Source organism: Niastella caeni (assembly GCF_004834005.1).
In the GTDB taxonomy this organism is placed as follows: Bacteria; Bacteroidota; Bacteroidia; order Chitinophagales; family Chitinophagaceae; genus Niastella; species Niastella caeni.
The window spans coordinates 592,513-613,306 of record NZ_STFF01000001.1; the positions used below are offsets into that span (position 1 = coordinate 592,513).

The window sequence follows — 20,794 nt, forward strand, 5'->3', positions numbered from 1 at the left end:
TAATAATAAAAAACAACTATTATGGCTACTGATATCATTGATCCCCCAACAACAAGCCCCATTACCTATTTAATGAAGAACTATGCGAATTACAATCTTTGGGCTAATACAACATTGATAAGCTGGTTAAAAACCAAACCGGCCGCCAGCCTGGAAAAGGAAATGCCCTCCAGCTTTGCCGGCATTAAGCTTACCCTGCTTCACATTTGGCAAACCGAACGCTACTGGTTGTCTATTCTCAAAAAAGAAAAGCCTGTAACCCAAAGTGAATTTAATGGTAGCGTATATGACGTTTTTGACGTTTTATTGAAAACGTCGGGCGAGCTGGCTGACTATATTAATAAGATGACAGATGAAAATGTGCAGGACAAAACCCTCATTGAAAGCCAATGGTTCCGGTGCAACTTCAGGAATTTCGAATACATCATGCATTATGCCAACCATAGCACGTACCATCGCGGGCAGGTAGTAACTATTGGGCGGAACCTTGGATTTACAGATGCACCTATGACCGACTATAACTTCTACAATATAGATGGTAAGGAATACTGATCAATAGCGGGTAGTCGCGATAGCTATCGGGAGCTAGTGGCAGGTGGGAGGAAGGCAGCCACTTACCACTAGCCATTACAGGCAGGGTTGCAATCGTTACCGGCAACGATTGCATAAATTATTGTTAAAGCCTCTTTCTAACTATTTTGTACAAGTGCTACATTTAATTAGAGAACTACTTTTTTTTAAACGATTAAATTGCCTTCAAGTATGAAAAAACACATTGGCGCTATGGCGCTCGTGATCCTTTTTGCCAGTTGCCTAAAGGTAACTGAACAACCAGCCACTGATTCCTCCTCTTCTTCCAACCCTGCCACCAGATCTGAAAGCGACGGTTTCACCAACGTAGCAGCCGTTAACACCACCGTAACTACTGAATCTGCATTAAAAACTGCTATTGCCAATGCCAAGGCAGGTGATATTATAACTGTTAGTGGTACTATCAGATTAACCAGCACCCTGCAGTTGCTGAATAGCGGCACCTCCAGTTCAAAGATCAATTTTACCGGCGGCACGCTCGATTGCTCGGGCATTTCATCGGGCTGGGGTGTAAAATGTAATGGCAGTTACTGGAACATTACCAATATGACCATTAAAAATGCACCGGATTGCGGATTGGTATTCCAGTCTGGCGGTTACAATTATGTGTCTAATATAACAGCAACCGGTAATGATGATTCCGGTATCCAGATCTACAACGGTTCGCATCACAACAATGTTGTAAACTGCAAATCAAATGAAAACTACGATGCTGCCAATGGCGGAGAAAACGCCGATGGTTTTGCGTGCAAATTATCTGGCGGCGCCGGCAACAAGTTCACCAGCTGCACAGCCAATCACAACTCCGATGATGGCTGGGACCTGTATGGACAACCTTATTCTGTTACTATTACAGGTTGCGTAGCTACCAACCATGGCTATGGAAGTAATGGCGATGGGAATGGTTTCAAACTGGGCAGCGCCGGTCAAAACGTACCGCACACTGTAACCAATTGCACAGCCAACAATAACAAAGCATGGGGCTACGATGGTAATGGAAATACCGGTCACATAACAATCACCGGAAGCGGCGGCTCTGGTAATGGATCAGGATTAATGACACGGATCTATTGATCAACCGTCGGCTATAAAGGATATATTCAAAAAAATAAACCCCGGGACGGCGGGGTTTATTTTTTGTTGCAGGTTACAAGTTTCACGTTACAGGTTGGGATTCCCGATTTTTTTTTCCTTGCAACCTGAAACCTGCAACTTATAACTTGAATTTTGTGTTAGCAATTGTGCCTTATTGTGCCCCTGCCTCTTTTAATAATGCAACGATCTCCTGCGCTCCGGCCCTCTTTGCATGATCTAATGCCGTTTCACCATTCTCATCTTTGATTGTAGGATCAGCATTTGCAGTTATCAATACTTTCACCACCTCGGTATGCCGGTTGCGGCAGGCCGCCATTAAAGCTGTGGACTTGTAAGTTGTTTGGGCATTCACCAACGCGCCATTATCTATTAACAATTTGGCAAGATCGGCATAGCCCTTAATAGCAAGTATCATCAGTATGGTTTCCTGGTCCTGCATACTGAAATTCACATCGGCTTTGCTGGCTATCAGCAAACGGGCTTCCTCTATATGATTATTCAGGCAGGCGTATACCAATGGCGTTAATTTTTCCTTGCTAACTGCATTCACCGTAGCATTATGTTGCAATAATAAGGATAGAATAGGTTGATACCCATACGTGGCGCTGTACATCAACGGTGTTACGCTGTCGATATTTACGGCATTTACATCAGCCTTATTGTCGATCAGGATGCGCGCAACATCTGTATGTCCTTTTGTAGCAACTATTGATAAAGGCGTTTCACCAAACTTATTCTTGTCTTCGGTATGAGCGCCATTTTTGATCAGCAGACGCACAATGTCTTTTTCACCCAGGATAGCAGCCTGGAACAAGGGTGTACGGCCTTCCGTATCTTTCTTATTCACGTCAATGCCTTGCTTCAGCAAATGATCAACACTGGCAATGTCGTTTTTGGTTATGGCGTCAAACAGGTCATTATCAAAATGACTGCAACCAAAAAATAAGAGACAAATAAAAGCAATTATGGATGTGATTATTTTCATTATACGTACGTTGTACATCACCCCAGTAATCTACAAAACAATTCCTATTCGAACAATCGGAATTGCCAACAACGATCAGGAAAAACCAGCGCTTAAAACAATTAATCTCCGTTAAAATAGTATAAATTTGGTTTAGCATCTTTTTGTAACTTCCAATATATCTCCCTGTAAAAGCTATACCCTCACAAAGATCTACCCGAAGTACCTGGTGAACGGGTCATATAGAAGGTTCCTGCAGTATTGATTTCAGTATTATGCCATTATGAGGTATTGGTTTTAACTAATATCAAAACAACGCCATGAAACAGTATATCAACATCACCACATGCTTCTTTGCAGCCTTTCTTTTTTTTACCTGCAGCACTGGTTGCCACAACTATTATGAATCGCTGTTAATAGCGCCATCAGACAAACAGGCTATGAAAAAGATCGATAGCCTGAGGTTTGCATACAGGTCTTTTATTTTACGCAACGTAAATGAAGCGTATTTCATGAAAAACCTTCAGATCAAAGCCGATCATACCGCAATGACCTGTACTTTAGATACACTACCGCCCGAACACAAGCTGCATCTCCGGAACGGTATACGCAACAACAGAAGGTATAAAAGATCTGACCCAACCCATCGGAGTGTTTTAAACGAAGTGCACTTTTTCATTGAGCGCGATAATGCTGCAAAACCTGGACCCTATACGCTTGCACTCAACCAGGTATACAGGATTGAAGTAATACAAAAAGACAGGGAACGCACTACCGGCAGCTATGCAATAGGTGCCATTGGTTATACGCTTGGCGCCATGGCCCTGGTTGCCGCCATTGTAGTTGCCACAAAAAGTTCCTGTCCTTTTGTAAGTGCTTATGATGGCAACCAGTTCACGCTACAGGGCGAAACATATGGCGGGGCTATTTACCCACAACTGGCCCGACACGATTACCTGCCGTTAAAAATGGCGCCAACTCCCAATGGCAACTTACAACTGAAAATAAGTAACGAATTGCAGGAACGGCAGTATACCGATATCGCTAATCTGCTGGTGATCACCCATAACAAACACTCAAGGATCCTGGCAGATGAAACAGGCCATCTATACAGCATTGAAAAACCCCAATTACCAGTCAAGGCATTGTTGAACAATAAACCAATAAATACAATTGCATTGAAGCAACATAACGACCAGGTTTTGCAATTTATGGATGACACTACATTCACCAACGGGCAAAATGAATTGGAGTTGCAGTTCAATAAGCAGGCAGGCATAGGCAATGCAAAGCTGGTACTCTCACTCAAGAACTCGTATTGGCTCGACTACTTATACGGCGAACTGGCCAAAGGCTTTGGCCGGTATTATTCCATTTATATGAAACAACAAAACAAGAAAACGCCCGATGAGTTATTACAATGGGTAAAAGCACAACGAATACCATTGCACATTTCAATTAAAACCAATTCGGGCTGGAAAGACATTACCCATCTTACCACCATTGGTCCGGTAGCTACCCGCGAAATTGTAGTGCCGTTGCCTGATATCACACCAACAGAAACATCGCTGACCGTAAAACTTTCCAGCGGGTTTATGTTCTGGGAAATTGATTACGCAGCCATCGATTATACACCCAATGACCAATTTACTACGAACGAGTACACGCCAGTTAGCGCAATTGATGAATTAAACAGGAACGTACTGCCGGTGCTGCAAAAAGAAGATGGACTGTATTGTGAACAACCAGTTCCAGGTAATGTAGCCACGTTAACATACAACTATATCCCGGTGCAGGACACCACGCAAATGCAAACTTTTATTCTGCATACAAAAGGATATTACACCCATGTTCGGCATTTCAAGGGTGGCATCAATAAACCATTCTTACAACAGTTTAAGCAACCAGACGCCTTTACTGCATTCAGCAGGCAACGCTATAACCAGATCAACCGTGCGCAACTGGTAGCTTTCTCCAAACAATAAAACCCCTGTTATGCAAACAATCACTGTTGATAAAACCATCACAACCATAACAGCAGGCGCCGGGTATAATTTAAAAAACAAAGTAAGCAATGGAGCGCCAGGTATGGTGAAACGGTTATTGATCAACTGGGCCATAAAATGTAATATCTTCTGGCTGGCCATATTATGGTTGCGGCGCCCAGGTACCATATGGAAAGTTTATCGCAAGATGATCAAAACCAGGAACGCCATCTGGGATGGCAATATGACTAAAATATACAAAGTTGACGGCCGGTATCATTACAGTCTTTACGCACCGGGCTGGCCCTCGAAAGCCTACAATAATGTAATTAAAAGAGAACTGCTCCGGCATACGCATCCCGATCTCTCTGCAGAAAAGCCTTCCTTTATCTTTCTCGCCATTACCCGTAAATGTCCCATGCGCTGCGAGCATTGCTTTGAATGGGATAACTTGAACCAGAAAGAATCGTTTACCAAAGAAGATCTGCTGCAAACGGTGAAACTATACCAGCAACAGGAAGTACTACAGATCCACTTCAGTGGCGGTGAACCGATGGTACGCATTAAAGACCTGCTCGACATCATTGCTTTTACCAGTAAAAAAAGCGAATGCTGGGTGCTTACCTCCGGCTTTAACATGACAGCTCAAAATGCCCGGCTGCTGAAACAAGCCGGGTGCCGCGGTGTGGTGGTAAGCATCGATCACTACATACCTGAATTGCACAACCTGTTCAGAGGGCACGCCCATTCTTTTAGCATGGCCGTACAAGCCGTAGACGTGGCTAAACGCGCAGGCCTGGTTACCGCATTAAGCGTATGCGGTACCAGGCAATTTATTACCCAGGGAAGCCTGTTACCATATATGGATTTTGCGCGGCAACTCGGTGTTCAATTTGTGCAGGTATTGGAACCGGTACAAATTGGCCATTACGAAAACCAGCAGGTGCTGCTGGAAGAAACCCATATACAGCAATTGGAACAGTTATTCCTGCAGGTAAATCACGCGCCGGAATACAGGAAATATCCCACCTTACTGTATCATGGATTTCATCAACGGCGAATAGGTTGCTTCTCTGGCAGTCGTAGTGTGTATATCGATTCAGCCGGCGATGTGCATGCCTGTCCGTTTTGCCATACCAGATCATTCAACATCATCGATCATATCCGCAGCGGGCAACATGCATTACCACAGAAAGAAAATCAATGCCCGCGTTTTGGAAGAATAGCGTAACTATCTGACCACCGCTATCGCTTATCCATGAACCCGTTACCTGGAAAGCAGGGATGCAGTAACCGGCCGGGTTGTCATTGGTATAATTGAAAATCGGTCTTTCATTTGGATAATTCCAGTATTTGATGCGATTACCTGAGGCGCCGCTTTTATTCAGCAGGGTAACGTATGCCCAGATGCTCGAATACTGTGCAATCTGCGCGATGGTCATTACGTACTTACCTGCATATATAATAGACTTTAACTTATTTTATAAAGAAACTACCCGTTTGCCTGATATCACTTGAAGACGCCCCCACCATCACACTGAACTCTCCGGGCTCTAACACAAACTTCATTTCACGGTTATATAATTTCAACTCGTCGCGGGGAATGGAAAAAGACAGGGTTTTGGTTTCGCCGGGTTGCAGGTGCACCCGTTCAAAACCTTTCAACAGTTTTTCATACGTAGTCACCGAGCTCAATACATCGCGAATGTATAGCTGCACTACTTCATCGCCGGCCAGCTTGCCGGTGTTGGTGATATCAACCGTTACGGCAATTGGCTCGTTGGCTGTTTTGCCGGTATTTATTTTCAAATTGCTATATTCAAAGCTGGTGTAGCTTAATCCAAAACCAAAAGGATACAACAAGCCTTTGATCCTGGCATGCTCGCCTTCATCTGATTGTGCATTGGGTTTGGAAGGGAAGTTCAAAGGAATTTGTCCAACCGATTTGGGAAAGGTCAGCGTGAGCTTGCCACCGGGGTTGTAATCGCCAAACAACACATCAGCAATGGCAGTACCTCCTTTTCCGCCGGGGTAACCTGCATAAATAATACCATCCATATACTTGTCGATCCAGTTAATGGTCATGGGTTGTGAACCGATCAACACCACCACTACCGGTTTGCCGGTTGCCCTGATGGCTTTAACCAGGTTGAGCTGGTAACCGGGCAGGTCAAGGCTGGTGCGGCTTTTGCTCTCGCCACCTGTTTTGGTATTTCCGCCTAGAACGACAATGGCGAGCTGCGCCTGCTTTGCAACCTGAACAGCAGAGTCGAGCATAGCCTGCTCCGCAGCATCCATCGGTTCGGGCAATATTTCACTTTCGGGCCAGCGTTTGTCAACCAGGTCAACGCCTTTGGCATATAACACTTTATCAGCACCCAGCTTTGCCTGTATGCCCTGCAGCACATTTACGCTGGGCGTATGCGATGGACCGTAATGCGTATGTGCATAATCGTCGTTGGTGGCATTGGGACCTACCACCGCTACTTTCTCTAATCCTTTTGACAGCGGTAAAATATTATTCGCATTTTTCAGCAACACGAGGCTTTCACGTGATGCCTGTAAAGCCACCTGCTGGCTGGCCTCGTTATTGACCAGCTTTCTTGTTTCGGCGGCACTTTCTATATAAGGATGATCGAACAGGCCAAGCCTGAACTTCACCTTCAATACATCGCCTACGCGACGATTGAGGGTATCTATAGGTATACGACCTTCTTTCACCAGTTGTCGCAGGCAAATGATAATGCTATCGGGCGGACGGAATGTAGTGCGTACATTCATACCAGCCATAAAGGCCTGGTAAACGGCTTCTTTTAAATTAGCGGCCACATGGTGTTTGCTGCTCAGGTATTCGAGGGCTTCGCTGTCGCTGACCACATAGCCGGTAAAACCCATTTCAATCCGCAGCCTTTGTATCAACCAGTAATTACTGCCCGAAACAGGAATACCATCGTAATCGTTATAAGAGCTCATCACACCCATGATGCCGGCTTCCCTGATCACCTTTTTGAAAGGATACAACAGGATGTTTTCTACTTCCCGTGGCGCTACCTGCGGATCTGTGCGGGCCTGTCCTTCCCGCGCTCCTTTATTGGCGCTGTACACCGCAAAATGCTTGGCGGTAGACGCCACCTTTCCATTATGCTGAATGCCTTTCGCCATGGCAACACCCAAAGCGGCAACAAGGAAAGGATCTTCGCCAAACGTTTCTTCGAGGCGACCCCAGCGTTGGTCACGCGCCACATCGAGAATGGGCGCATACACGTTGGTGTAACCCAGGGCACGGGCTTCGCGGCCGGTTATTAATCCTTCCTGATACACCAGGTCTTTGTTCCAGGTCATACCCATATTGAGCTGTGTAGGAAAACCGGTTGCCTCATAGGCTTCAATACCACGAATGCCTTCATTGGTAAAATCAACCGGGATACCGAGCCGGGTTTGTTCAATAAAAAAACGTTGGGTCTCATTCATTGCCCAAACATGCTTTTCCATATCCGTTGCCAGGTCCAACGTCACCGTCTTGTTAGAACCAATATATCCGTTCAGGTGCTCGTCGATATTGGCAATGCCGTCTTTCCAGATGGCGTTTTTCCATTCAGGTGTTGGCAGGGAATCTTTCAGCACCCGGCGCCAGCCATACAGCGTAGCCATCTGGCAGGTCTTTTCTTCCACTGTCATTTTCGACAACAGATCGGCTGTTCGGGCATTTACTGGTTTGGAGGGATCTTCATAAATATCTTTTTTCCCGTTCTTATTCAGGTCTATCCATCCATTCTTGTAAATGGAGGCAAGTGGTTTAAATGATACAATGCCGATAAGAACCAGGCAGGCAATAAACGTTTGTTTTCCAGCTTTCATAATATGACGATGTGGGAAAACAAATATATGTACAAAGCACCCGCACAAGCATATTATGTTACGCTAACGTTTGCGTATGCAAGTAACCAGTAATAAAATGCAAATAGAACTTATAATTTATTTAACCAATGTTACCGTTCCCCGGGCCACCTTTACATCCTCCCCTTCCAACTGGTATTTACACATCCAAACAAACACGCTGGCGCCCTGGGTATTGGGTCCGTTGCGGCCATCCCAACCCTTTTTCGGATCAGTAGAATAATACAGTCGCTGTCCCCACCGGTTGTAAATGGAAAACTCGTATGCTTTTATATTGCCCAATAATGTTGGCTTGAACACATCATTCTTCCCATCGCCATTAGGCGTAAAACCTGATGGCACATACAAGCCCATAAGGCAATCCTTAGGTTGAATAAGTACGGTATCGATGCCTGTACAGTTATGTACATCTGTTACCTGCAACCAATACATACCGGTCGGGCTCACTGTTATAACGGGAGAAATAGCGCCATTGCTCCATAAGTATTTATTGAATGACCGGAAAGGTTTTACATCCAATTTTACATAAGAGCAGATAATGGTATCGGCAGGAAGAAATTTTGACGGCGAAGCTAATAAGCGGTTAATCTCTAATGTATCGCTGTCAATGCAACGATTATTATCGGTAACCCTTACATAGTACTTGCCCAGACCGGTCACGGTTATGGAAGAAGCGGTTTCGCCATTCTGCCATAAATAAGAAGCGAAATTACCGGCCTGCAAAGTGCGCGTACTGCCTTCACAAAGCGTATTATTATTTCCCAACTCAACATCCGGATTATTAAATACATTTATCCTGATGGTATCTCCCGATTTACATCCTTCGTTTGTTGTTGCAATTACAGCATAATTTCCTGTGGCGCCAACTGCAAGCGTTTGGGCGCTGGTTCCGCCGCTCCATTGATATTGAGCAAAACCTGCACCGGCATCCAATACCACGTTATTACCCATACAGATACCCGTATCACGGCCCAGGTTCACAGGCAACGAATGATATACCGAAATATTTATAGTGTCATACGCAAAACAGCCTGGTGTTTTTTCAGCCATTATCGTGTAGGTAGTATCGGTGAGCGGATTAACTATAGCCACCTGTGTATTGGCGCCACTGATATTATAAGCAGGGCCCCAGCTATAATTTATAAACCCGGCAGGCGCCTGCAGGCGCAGCGTATCATTATTACATTTTGTTCTATCGGGCCCAACATAAAAAGGAATAGGAGGCGCCTGTGTAACATAGATCGTATCGCTCAATATATTGCTGCACGAATCAGTTACTTCCACCCAATATTTCCCCGGCTGGATTACCTGTAGCAATGAGTCGGTGCTGCCATCCTGCCATTTGTAAGTAAAGAATTTCGGACCGGCACGCAGGGTAGTTGTATTCTGCGGACAGATCTGCTGATCAGGGCCAAGGTTCAACGGCGGCGTTTTGCTTGCGGCAATAACCACAATAGAGTCCTGCACCGGGGTACAGCTTAAAGGATTGGTTGCATAGATCACATACCTGCCAAAAGCCGGAAAGCGAACAGTGACCGAAGTACCGGTTTGCGAAAGCGTTTGTACGTTTGACGGGATCGTCCATTGAGTAGGTTGCCCGCAGGACTTGTTCTTATGCGTTACATACGTATAGGTATTGGTCAAATTACAGATAGACCGCTGACCGCTTAGCTTCAAATAGCTGCACGAATCAACGTAATCAGGACATTTAAAACGCATTTCCGGAAAGAAGGGCTCCCAGGGAATGTTGATGCCTGAAACGGTGAAAGCAGCATTCCTGTCAATCGTCCATTGAGTAGGTTGAACTGTAACAGGTATGGCAGGCGATACAAACTGCTGCCTGGTAAACCAGCAATTGGTGGTCGTATTGCTACCGGATGAATCTATTACTTTCAGTGACATCAACCAACCGAGACCATTTGCATTTAATGCGCTTCCTATTTCATCGCCGCCTAATGCATAACCGTCTTTAGGCGCTGATGCGTTAAAATAAAACCTCGGCGCGCCGGCGCCGCCATGTGTTTCTACCCATTCCGCTTTATAGGTAGAATCAAATTTCACCATTCGGTTACCATAAGAGATATAAGGTTGCAGACTTAACGAGTGCGTACCGGAAGAAAGCAGGTAAAATGTTTTACCGGAGCGAACGAGATGGCTGCCACTTGAATTGTAAGGCCCGACAAGAGAATTGGGCGCATATGATTCGCCAACCGCCTTTGCCAATAGTACCTGACCCGACGTATCGATGCGCATCAAACCTCCCAATGAAGGCGTATTAACCAGGTTGGTGCCAACGCCAAGATTAATGATCAGGGTTGAATCGACACTTATTATTTCCCGCAGGTTCATGGTACCGGAAGATTGCTCATACTTTTTCGTCCATACAGTTTGGCCATTATTGTAATCCATCTTGGTAAGCAATCCGTCATAATGATAAGAGTCTGACCCAATAGTACCACCTATGTACAGGAAGTTATCCTTTATGGCTATATCCTGAAATATGCCGTTTACATTTTGAAAATAGGCAATCTCTTTTTGCCAGATGATCCCTCCTGCACTGTTTAACCTGATCACTGCCCATTGAGCGCCGCCATAGGGAATGCCAGTCACCACTACGCCGCCATCGGGCATCGCTTCCATGCCGCGACTGAATAAAGCAGTGCCGTTTGCATCCATCAACATTTCGGCCCATAGCAGATTTCCGTTTGCATCAATTTTGGCAATAAACCGTTTATAGTCAACTTCACCCATTAGAAAAAACCCGCCACCAGCCGCCTCCTTTACCATATTAATTACCGATGAGTACATCGTATTGGAGGGCATTTTCCGGCTCCATTCAACGCAACCTTCCTGCTTTGTTCTGATCAACATAGCCTGTTGCATTTCGTTATAATACCAGTAATAGTACCGGAAGCCCGCCATTAAATAGCCACCGCCATTTACAGCAATCAGGCCGGTTATATCATGGGTACGCTCCCCATAACCGTATAGCCTTCTTGAATTATCTGCAGCGGTGGGGAAAGTGCCGGGATAGAAATAATAAGCAACAGCCGTATCGGTACAGGTGCCATTATAAGCAACCAGTTTCACCGTGGTAAGCCCTGGCGCAAATCCCGTAGTAACGGGCGTGTTCATGGGATACTGGTAAGGTTCAAAAATCAGGCGATAATCGGTGGCATTGATGCTGGCGCTGGAAAAACTGACGCCGGTAGGAACTGTAATAACGGAGTCATTGCCCGGTACAAGCACCGCTTTTACACCACATGGATTGGTGTTTTGTCCGTAAATAGCAACTGTAAAAACCAGGAAAAAATATAGAATGCAGGCAATTATTTTTCTACACATAACAAGGGATAGCAGGCTTTGGGTTTTTGGTTATGTAAAAATATACAATGAGGACAGATTATACAAAAGACCGCAATTAACCACCCATACATCAATGTTAAAAAATATTCACCCCTCAAAGCCCTGGTACAACAAATTGATATTTAAAATAATAAAAGTCCCCCATCGCTGCTTTTGACATATTGGTACATGCTAGATTATACTATTCTCTAAGGGTAAACGTTTATTATATGGATCACCGCTGCTATTGTTAACTTAAAAGCCAACGTCGCATCATGAAAAATTTATTCTACCCAGGTGAAAGTTGATCATTCACCAAGCCGCCCACCTAAAACTAGTCTTCATTTTAGCTTTTATCACAACCCGTGTAAGTTGATCTTATTCGCCTGTAAGTAAACTTACATCCAATTCGCATGCTCTGTCATTAGCCCCCTGATGAAAATGGCGCGGCTGGGACTGTTGGAAAGAATTACGGAGCTGGATATTAGTGTTAACCTGAGAAGCCAGACAAACCCTCAAACTGCCAACTTCGTTATTTCACCAACCATGTTGCCGCAACAGGCAGCTAAATTTAAATATGTGGCAGAGTCAACCATCCGCAATGTGCCCGAAGCACAACGGTACGGTATAACTATATGGGGGGTGAGCGACGCAGATTCGTGGTTACGCAACCGGTTGCCGTTTCACACGAAAGATTATCCGCTGTATGGGATGAGAACTATAACAAGAAAGAAGCATACACAGAATTCAATGCCGGCTTACAATTGAAATAATTATAGCAGATGGTGTACATACGGTAGGGGTTAAATATAGCCGGCCTTTGAGGGAGTTGACAACATTAAAGGCAGCTATAATCAGGGGTGTACCAGATTTGGTACACCCTCTTTTTTTATGGCACCTGATGATGAAGTTGGGGGTATTCCGGAGCTTACCTGCATTCCTTTCGGCTTACAACTTACAGCTTTTGGTTTACAATCACTTATTATTTCAAGAGGCATAATTTCAAATTAATTATTGTTTTACGATAATTAATTATACATTTACAGCATAAAATTAAATTCTGCAATGAATTCTGTTAAGGTCGTTTCCAAAATATTGTACTATATCGCCCGGGTTTTATCCTTTTTTTACTTTGTCTGCGTTGCGCTTTCGCTGCTGGCATTAACCACTACCTGGGGATTGCACATCAGGGAAGGCGGAAAATATTTTTCAGTAAACTATCCTTTTACAAATACGCATTTTTTAAATGGCGACTATAATATTATCTATATCATCTTTTTCTTTTTGCTGCCAATAAGTTTGTATGGGTTGTTCTTCTTATTACTTGGTAACGTGTTTAAAGTGTTTTTTCAACCACGGCTGTTCACCAGTTATGGCGTACAAAAATTGCGTTTGTTTTATCTGGCCAATTGCATCATTCCTGGCCTGATGGTGTTAGTCACCAGTTTCTTTGCGGAGTTCGAATCAGAAGCGATGGTGCTGGTGGTGTTGCATTTCACATTGGGTGTGTTTGCTTACTTTTTAGCCGCCATTTTCAAACAGGGAGTAAAATTGCAAAACGAACAAGACCTATACATATAGCCATGCCAATAGTAGTAAATATAGATGTAATGCTGGCAAAGCGAAAAATGCAAAGCAAGGAATTGGCTGAAACACTCGGCATTACACAAGCGAATTTATCCATCTTAAAAACGGGAAAAGCAAAAGGCATCCGCTTTGATACATTAGAGGCGATCTGCAAAGCGCTGGATTGCCAACCGGGCGACATCCTGGAGTTTGTGCCCGACAAAGAATAAATCACGTACATAAAAACTGGTCTTAAAAAAACGCCATTAAATGGCGAAGGGAAAGCTATTGCCTGAAAAAAAGAAAACATCATGAACACATTACAAATTAAAAATCTTTCTAAAACCTACGCCAACGGTGTAAAGGCGCTCGATAACCTTTCGCTGGAAATTGGCAATGGGATGTTTGGCTTGTTAGGGCCGAATGGAGCGGGCAAATCAACCCTGATGAAAACGATTGCCGGCTTGCAGTCGGCCGATCATGGCGAAATCATTTTCAATGGAGAAAATATTTTGCAGAACCCGCTGTTCATCAAAAAACAATTAGGTTACCTGCCGCAGGATTTTGGCGTGTACCCAAAACTTTCTGCCTTTCAATTGCTGGAACATCTTGCCGTGTTGAAAGGCGTACCTAAAAACGAAAGAAAGGAACAGATTCTCGCGCTGTTGCAAAAAGTAAATCTATACGAGCACCGCAACAGTGAAGTGCATAGTTTTTCCGGTGGTATGCGCCAGCGCTTTGGCATTGCACAGGTATTACTGGGCAATCCGCAGATCATTATTGTAGATGAACCCACTGCCGGTCTTGACCCCGAAGAAAGAAACCGCTTTAATAACCTGTTGAGCGAAATAGGAGAACAGTTAATTGTTATCCTCTCCACCCATTTGGTGGAAGATGTGCGGAGCCTTTGTTCACAAATGGCTATTATCAATAAAGGTTGTTTAATTGCCAGTGGCGCGCCTGCGCAATTCATCGAACAATTAGCCGGAACCATCTGGAGCAAAACCATTGATAAAAAAGACTGGCAACGGTATGCAGACAATTACCGCATCATTACTTCGCAGTTAAATGCCGGCCGGTTGAACATCCATGTTCATGCAACTACCCAACCAGGTAACGGTTTTACAGCAGTAGTTCCCGCGCTTGAAGATGTTTATTTCACTCAACTTGTAAATGCGCCACAACATGTTTAAAGAATACTTTTTTTCAGAATCCCGGTTTTACTTCCGCAAATGGTGGTTCTATGGCCTGTTGTTAGCCTTTTTGTCATTGGGATTATTAACCAGCCAGGTGGCTAATTTTTCATTCCCGGGTCTTTATGTCAACTCGCCCTGGGTGTTAATGTATATCATAGGGCTTTTATCACTCCTTAATATTTTCATCATTACCATTCTCGCTGCACAAATCTTATTCAGGGAGAAAGACAGCCAGTTCGACGCCATTCTATATGCAACGCCCATGTGTAAAAGCCATTTCCTATTCAGTCGCTTTACACTCATTGTAGTTGTTACGTTGTTATGCTTTCTACTCTTACTTTCCGGACTAATGATGGGCCACCTGTTACGTGGAAATGATCCAGAAAAGTATACGTCCTTTCACCTGCTGAATTACCTGCATCCGTTTGTGGTATTGGTGTTGCCGAATGCATTCCTTTGCGCAGCGATTGTTTGTACAGTGGCCTGGCTAACCCGGAACAAGCTCATTATGTATTTGTCAGGATTAGCTATTTATATTTTCTACATGGTGGGATCTTTGTTTTCCAACTCACCGTTATTTGCCGGCGCCTCCCCACCCTCATCAACAGCAATGGCACTGGCCGCTAAATTAGATCCTTTTGGTTTGGCTGCCTTTTTAGAACAAACACAGTATTGGCCAGTGCAGCTTCGTAATACACAATTGATTGAAGGGAAAGGCAATTTCTTATTCAATCGCTTATGGGTAATTATTTTTTCCCTGATTGTACTTTTTATTAGCTACAGCAGTTATCGTTTCAGGGAAGGGAAAAAAGAAAAAGCAAAAAAGAAGGTTATAGCAAACGAGAAAAGCACAATAGCCATTGACTACAAACCAGTAGCCAGCAGTTATTCAAACACCGCCTATAGCCTTACAACCTTTTTGAGTTTTGTAAAACTGGATATCCGTTTCATAGTAAAAAGCATCTCATTTATCCTGATGCTCATTTTATGGGCTTTCTTTTTAGGTATGGAAATATACAGCGACATTGATGGCGGCATCCGATTACCGCAGCGATATGCCACCTCGGGCTTAATGGTAAAAAACATCATTGGTACTTTTCCATTCTTTAGTATAGTGGTATTATTATTTTATAGTGTGGAAATGCTTTGGCGCAGCCGCCAGGTTAAAGTAGCGCCAATGGAACGAACCACACCGGTTAGCGAAGCCATTATCCTTGGCGCCAAGTGGACAGCTTTGGCTATAGTACCGATCTTATTAATTGTTTTCTGCATCCTGATCGGTATAGCCTTTCAATTGTTATATCACTATCCGTTTATAGACTTTGGCGCATACGCTTCTTTATTTTTTGTATTGGGCGTACCGGCATTATTGTATGCAAGTATCATCGTGAGCATACAGGCAATGGTAAGAAAAAAGTATGCAGGACTGGTAGTAGCCGCATTATTCCTGTTGATCACCAATTCACCTGTAGGAAGTAAGCTGGGACTGGCTCATCCCCTGTTTCGCTTTGCCAGATCATTTGTGGGGTATTATTCAGATATGAATGGGTATGGCGCTTACCTGCAGGCATTTGGCATAAAGATGTTGTATTGGCTGGCATTTACAATTATAGTGGGTATGGTGGCAGCCAGGTTGTGGGGAAATACCCGAAAAACTTCATGGATCAAAAGCAAGAAGCTGTTAAAACCTGTTGGCAAATTTGTATTTGGGTCCTGTGTTGTGTTGATGTTTATCACCGGAACAATTATCTACAATAAAACAACAATAACAACTGATGAAGATGAACTGAACTGGCAGGCGCAATACGAGCAGTGGTATAGGAAATACCAGCACATTGCTCAGCCCACGATCAGCCGTGTTCATACCAGGATAGATTTATATCCAGAGAACAATAATTATATGGTTACGGGTGAGTATACCCTGGTAAATAAGAACCCGCAACCATTGGATAGCTTGTTATTGTATTGCAACCCGGATGTTGTTTTGCAGGATGTAAAAATTGAAAAGGCCACACTGGTGAAGAAGGACAGTGTATTTGGACATTACAGTTTTCGGTTGGCAACATCCCTGCACCCCGGAGATTCCATTACAATGCAGTTTGCGATGCATTACCGTTGGTCGCCGTTTAACCGGCATGCCGCCTTCAACGCCATTGTAGAAAATGGCGCCTTTATGCGTATTAGTCGTTATTACCCGGTATTCGGTTATCAGCCAGGCAATGAAATTGAAAACGGAACAGAGCGCAAAATAAGACAGTTAGCGGCAGCTACGCCTTTAAAAAAGCTGGAAGAAAAAGACAGCGCAGCCTACAATTATGGCTTTATACAATTCGACGCGGTCATTTCAACCAGTGGCAATCAAACGGCCATTGGTACCGGCGAGCTGAAGCGAAGCTGGAAAGAAAAAGGCAGGAACTACGTTCACTACCAATCGCCTGTTGCCATACCATTCCGCTTTGCCGTTTCATCTGCGGAATATGCCGTTAAAAAAGCCACCCAAAACGGCATTGCCATTGAAGTGTATTATCATCCTGGTCACCATGAGAATGTTGATCATTTAATAGAAGAAGCCAAAAACACAATTGTTTATTGTGAGAAGAATTTTGGCAAATACCCTTTTAAGACCATACGCTTTGCGGAGATCTCCAGGTTTACGGAAGGCTTTAATGCTACGGCCTACCCTGCTGTCATTTTTATGAATGAGGGCGTAACCTTTCATGCAGACTTAAGAAAAGAGAAACTGCGGGATGTGATCAATGAACTGGCAGCACATGAACTGGCGCATGAATGGTGGGGAACGGCACAGATAGCGCCGGAAGAGCGGGAAGGTTCAGTTATGCTTACCGAAACCCTGGCCATGTACACAGAACTGATGCTCTATAAAAATACACACGGCATAGAAGCGATGAAAGAAGTAGTGCATATGCATAAAGACCTTTACGAAAAAGGGAAGCCATTCGGCACTGAAGAACCATTGTACAAAGTAAAGCCAGGCAATATTTACCTTTCCTACAATAAAGGGCTTGTAGCCATGCACCAGTTATACGAGTTGATAGGCGAAGAAAAACTTAACCTGGCATTGAAGAACTTTATTACAAAGTATGCTTACCCTAACCATCCACCCACTACCATTGATCTGATAAATGAGTTTTTATTGGTAAGCGACCCGGCGGTGCATAGGAAAATCAAGGGGGTGTTTATGTGATGAGGGAAAAGTTTTTATTTTATTAATTTACAGTATGTTCCTATTCAAAGTAGAAGAAAGATTTATGCTGACAGGACGTGAACTTATTTTAGTATCCGGTCTTGGTGATCAAAAAGCGCACTAATACTTTTTAACTGCGTTAACGACAAGTGGCAGGCAAGAGATATCAAATGTAACAAACGTTGTTTCGATCGGATTTGTATAAAAGAAAGTCTTTTTTGGAGAAGTTGCACAAATGCTGTTGGGGTTAATTTTGATTTCAGTAGAATGATTATCACTGCCTGGTAACTATGGTGATTTCTAACATTGTTTGACCTAATTAAGAAAAAATGAATTTTGTTTTTCGATTTATTGTATTTGTATGTCCGGTCTTTTGTTTCGGACAATCTGTAAAAAATTTTGAAAGGCTGGCAGACAGGGTGAATGTTCATTTTCAAGATGGCACACTAAGTATTCAACCACTAACCGAAAATGCTGTCAGGGTAAAATTCTACAAGCAGGTATCAGATTCTCTTGAAGAACTGGTATTCATTCCGAGGTCAGATGAAACAAAATACCAGCTAACGGAAACGGCATCTGCCATTAAGATAAAGACGAAGGACATTATTATAACAGTTGACAGGAAAAACGGCCACCTCACCTATGCCGATAAGCAAGGCAAAGTGTTTCTTGCAGAAAAAGCCGGCACTCGGAAACTCATACCCGGTACGGTCTCAGGTGAGCCTTGTTATCAGGCGGAACAGAGTTTTGTGTCACCCGATGGGGAATACATTTATGGGCTGGGACAGTTCCAGGATGGGCATTTCAACCTGAAAGGGATTACACGCCGCCTTACCCAGGTAAACACCCAGATCTCTATTCCGTTCATTTATTCCAGTAAAGGTTATGGATTGCTTTGGCATCAATACGGACTAACAGATTTTAATCCTGCGGATAATTTTGTTAGTCTCACAAAACAAGCAGCTTCCCCAGATAGCAGCAACATGATAGAAGTAACTACTGATGCGGGAACGCAAAGGGTACAGCAAAGTCAGTCTGCATATAAAGGAACTTTTTCAGTAACAGAGCCGGGAGAATATGTTATCATGCTCGATTTGGGCGGCATGGGTAACCGTCATTTTGTGATTGTAGATGGCAAACCCTGCATTGACCAAACAAACCTGTGGTTGCCGCCAACCGTAAGCGCTAAAGTATTTTTGAAAGCAGGAACACACTCGATACAGGTCATTTGTAAATCTGACAATGAACCTACCATCTCCTGGAAGAAAATTGATAACCTCACTGGTTTCCGTTCACCTAATGCCAAATTAGTAGATTATGTGGTTTTTTACGGAACCGGGGCAGACAGTGTAATCAGCACCTACCGGAAGTTATCGGGCCAGGTGCCGATGCTGCCGCTTTGGGCCTATGGGTTCTGGCAATGCCGCGAACGTTATACCTCTGGTGATCATCTGGTGCGAACTGTAAAGGAATTCCGGAAAAGACAACTTCCCATGGATGTGATTGTGCAGGATTGGCAATATTGGGGCAAGTATGGCTGGGGCGTACCAAAGTTTGATGAAACCAATTATCCTGAACCTGCAAAATTCATTAGGGAGCTTCATTCCCTGAATGCTCATTTCAATATATCGGTATGGGAGAATATTGATAAGGCCTCTTCGACTGGCAAGGAGTATGTAGCCGGCGACCTTTACATCCCCGGTAGCAGTTGGATTGACATGTTAAATCCCAGGGCTCGTATTAAACATTGGAATACGATGAACCAGAACCTGTTTTCCCAAGGCGTAGATTCGTGGTGGATGGATGCCGTTGAACCGGAGAACGACGCTTTAAAAGGTAAAAAGACTTTTTTGGGATGGGGAGATTTTTACCGGCTTACATACCCTTTGTTTGTAAGTAAAGCGATATATGATGGGCAACGTAGTACAACTGCTGATAAAAGAGTGTGTATTTTAACCCGTTCGGCCTTTCCGGGTCAGCAGCGATATGGGATCATCAACTGGTCGGGCGACATTGGGAGTGACTGGGATGCCTACAAACGGCAGATTGTGGCCGGGTTGAACTACACGATCACCGGCTTTCCTTATTGGACAACCGATATCGGCGGTTTTTTCCGCCCCGAAAAAACGCAATACACCGATACCAGTTACCACGACCTGTTAACCCGCTGGTTTCAGTGGGGAGCACTTAATCCTGTATTCAGGATTCACGGTTATAAAACTGAGACAGAGCCCTGGAAGTTCGGAGAAGCAGTTGAAAGCAATATGAGAAAGGCCATGAATTTGCGTTATCGGTTACTACCCTACATATACTCCGAAGCCTGGCAGGTTTCAAAGAAGGGTTCTACAATTATGAGGCCACTGGTGATGGACTTTAATGATGATACAGCCGCACTCAATCAGTCATTTGAATTTATGTTTGGTAAATCATTGCTGGTAGCCCCAATCACGGCACCTGATGTTTCCCAGTGGAATGTATACCTTCCAAAATCAAATGGGTGGTTCGACTTCTGGACCGGCAAACGTTACCCCGGCGGCCAGACGGTAAAAGCCACTGTACTTAAAGACAGAAGCCCGTTATTTGTGAGGGCTGGTTCAATAATTCCATTAGGCAAGCCTGTTCAGTTCTCGGGCCAGTTGCCGGCCGATACAGTGGAAATTCGTATATACAAAGGAACTGATGGTACATTTGACCTGTATGAAGACGAGGGAGATAATTACAATTACGAAAAAGGAAACTATACAGTAATACCTTTTGCATGGAATGATAAAAGCCAAACACTCACCATATCAAAAAGACAGGGGAGTTATCCCGGTTCCATAGATAACCGGGTTTTCCAGATAGTTCTTGTAAGTGAATCGAATGGAACCGGTATAGAAAGCAGCAAAATAAAAAAACAGATCAGCTATATTGGAAATAAAGTTATGATTCGTTTGAAATAAAGCATTCA

Annotated in this window: 14 protein-coding genes; 10 read left to right on the forward strand and 4 right to left on the reverse strand. The window is 43.9% G+C overall.

Translation table 11 applies throughout. The features are described 5' to 3' along the window. Positions 1 to 21: 21 nt before the first annotated feature. Together FAM09_RS02350 and FAM09_RS02355 are read left to right on the forward strand one after the other, a co-directional pair. Complete coding sequence (locus FAM09_RS02350; protein ID WP_136575471.1) at positions 22 to 552, forward strand: DinB family protein; 531 nt, start codon at positions 22 to 24, stop codon at positions 550 to 552. A gap of 210 nt (positions 553 to 762) precedes the next feature. Next, positions 763 to 1,665: a right-handed parallel beta-helix repeat-containing protein gene (locus FAM09_RS02355; RefSeq protein ID WP_136575472.1), complete on the forward strand. Its 903-nt coding sequence runs from the start codon at positions 763 to 765 to the stop codon at positions 1,663 to 1,665. Positions 1,666 to 1,837: 172 nt separating this feature from the next. On the opposite strand, the gene FAM09_RS02360 is transcribed toward FAM09_RS02355, so the two are convergent. Then, a complete protein-coding gene (locus FAM09_RS02360; RefSeq protein WP_166437003.1) occupies positions 1,838 to 2,671 on the reverse strand; it encodes an ankyrin repeat domain-containing protein in 834 nt (277 codons plus the stop codon). A gap of 299 nt (positions 2,672 to 2,970) precedes the next feature. On the opposite strand from FAM09_RS02360, the gene FAM09_RS02365 reads away from it, so the two are divergent. After that, positions 2,971 to 4,635 carry a hypothetical protein gene (locus FAM09_RS02365; RefSeq protein WP_136575474.1) on the forward strand — a complete coding sequence of 555 codons (1,665 nt, stop codon included), beginning with the start codon at positions 2,971 to 2,973 and terminating at the stop codon, positions 4,633 to 4,635. A gap of 10 nt (positions 4,636 to 4,645) precedes the next feature. Next, positions 4,646 to 5,866, forward strand: coding sequence for a radical SAM protein (locus FAM09_RS02370; RefSeq protein WP_136575475.1), 1,221 nt, complete (start codon positions 4,646 to 4,648; stop codon positions 5,864 to 5,866). Here the strand turns inward: FAM09_RS02370 and FAM09_RS31510 are convergent. The 3 genes from FAM09_RS31510 to FAM09_RS02385 form a co-directional block, all read right to left on the reverse strand. Further along, entirely contained in the window at positions 5,787 to 6,101 is a 315-nt protein-coding gene (locus FAM09_RS31510) for a right-handed parallel beta-helix repeat-containing protein (RefSeq protein ID WP_394347799.1), read from the reverse strand. The two genes, FAM09_RS02370 and FAM09_RS31510, sit on opposite strands and share 80 nt — an antisense overlap. 10 nt (positions 6,102 to 6,111) lie before the next feature. Next, positions 6,112 to 8,493: a glycoside hydrolase family 3 N-terminal domain-containing protein gene (locus tag FAM09_RS02380; RefSeq protein WP_136575476.1), complete on the reverse strand. Its 2,382-nt coding sequence runs from the start codon at positions 8,491 to 8,493 to the stop codon at positions 6,112 to 6,114. Between the two features lie 117 nt (positions 8,494 to 8,610). Next, positions 8,611 to 11,877, reverse strand: a complete 3,267-nt coding sequence (locus FAM09_RS02385; protein ID WP_136575477.1) for a gliding motility-associated C-terminal domain-containing protein — start codon at positions 11,875 to 11,877, stop codon at positions 8,611 to 8,613. A 435-nt stretch (positions 11,878 to 12,312) separates the two neighbouring features. Between FAM09_RS02385 and FAM09_RS02390 the strand changes: the two genes are divergently transcribed. From FAM09_RS02390 to FAM09_RS02415, 6 genes are all read left to right on the forward strand, one after another. After that, positions 12,313 to 12,645 (forward strand): endo-1,4-beta-xylanase, encoded by a 333-nt coding sequence (locus FAM09_RS02390; protein WP_136575478.1) that lies wholly within the window; start codon positions 12,313 to 12,315, stop codon positions 12,643 to 12,645. A 297-nt stretch (positions 12,646 to 12,942) separates the two neighbouring features. Next, on the forward strand, positions 12,943 to 13,458 hold the full coding sequence (locus FAM09_RS02395; RefSeq protein ID WP_136575479.1) for a DUF2975 domain-containing protein: 516 nt from the start codon (positions 12,943 to 12,945) through the stop codon (positions 13,456 to 13,458). Between the two features lie 2 nt (positions 13,459 to 13,460). Then, positions 13,461 to 13,673 carry a helix-turn-helix domain-containing protein gene (locus FAM09_RS02400; protein ID WP_136575480.1) on the forward strand — a complete coding sequence of 71 codons (213 nt, stop codon included), beginning with the start codon at positions 13,461 to 13,463 and terminating at the stop codon, positions 13,671 to 13,673. Between the two features lie 81 nt (positions 13,674 to 13,754). Next, positions 13,755 to 14,636, forward strand: a complete 882-nt coding sequence (locus FAM09_RS02405) for an ABC transporter ATP-binding protein (RefSeq protein WP_136575481.1) — start codon at positions 13,755 to 13,757, stop codon at positions 14,634 to 14,636. Next, a complete protein-coding gene (locus tag FAM09_RS02410; RefSeq protein WP_166437004.1) occupies positions 14,629 to 17,844 on the forward strand; it encodes a M1 family aminopeptidase in 3,216 nt (1,071 codons plus the stop codon). Before FAM09_RS02405 ends, FAM09_RS02410 begins: the two co-directional genes overlap by 8 nt. A gap of 329 nt (positions 17,845 to 18,173) precedes the next feature. Continuing rightward, a complete protein-coding gene (locus FAM09_RS02415) occupies positions 18,174 to 20,786 on the forward strand; it encodes a glycoside hydrolase family 31 protein (protein ID WP_136575483.1) in 2,613 nt (870 codons plus the stop codon). Positions 20,787 to 20,794 lie beyond the last annotated feature (8 nt).

Coding starts and splice junctions, on each gene's coding strand:
- FAM09_RS02350 (WP_136575471.1), top strand. CDS start 22: ATGGCTACTGATATCATTGATCCCCCAACAACAAGCCCCATTACCTAT.
- FAM09_RS02355 (WP_136575472.1), top strand. CDS start 763: ATGAAAAAACACATTGGCGCTATGGCGCTCGTGATCCTTTTTGCCAGT.
- FAM09_RS02360 (WP_166437003.1), bottom strand. CDS start 2,671: ATGAAAATAATCACATCCATAATTGCTTTTATTTGTCTCTTATTTTTT.
- FAM09_RS02365 (WP_136575474.1), top strand. CDS start 2,971: ATGAAACAGTATATCAACATCACCACATGCTTCTTTGCAGCCTTTCTT.
- FAM09_RS02370 (WP_136575475.1), top strand. CDS start 4,646: ATGCAAACAATCACTGTTGATAAAACCATCACAACCATAACAGCAGGC.
- FAM09_RS02380 (WP_136575476.1), bottom strand. CDS start 8,493: ATGAAAGCTGGAAAACAAACGTTTATTGCCTGCCTGGTTCTTATCGGC.
- FAM09_RS02385 (WP_136575477.1), bottom strand. CDS start 11,877: ATGTGTAGAAAAATAATTGCCTGCATTCTATATTTTTTCCTGGTTTTT.
- FAM09_RS02390 (WP_136575478.1), top strand. CDS start 12,313: ATGAAAATGGCGCGGCTGGGACTGTTGGAAAGAATTACGGAGCTGGAT.
- FAM09_RS02395 (WP_136575479.1), top strand. CDS start 12,943: ATGAATTCTGTTAAGGTCGTTTCCAAAATATTGTACTATATCGCCCGG.
- FAM09_RS02400 (WP_136575480.1), top strand. CDS start 13,461: ATGCCAATAGTAGTAAATATAGATGTAATGCTGGCAAAGCGAAAAATG.
- FAM09_RS02405 (WP_136575481.1), top strand. CDS start 13,755: ATGAACACATTACAAATTAAAAATCTTTCTAAAACCTACGCCAACGGT.
- FAM09_RS02410 (WP_166437004.1), top strand. CDS start 14,629: ATGTTTAAAGAATACTTTTTTTCAGAATCCCGGTTTTACTTCCGCAAA.
- FAM09_RS02415 (WP_136575483.1), top strand. CDS start 18,174: ATGAATTTTGTTTTTCGATTTATTGTATTTGTATGTCCGGTCTTTTGT.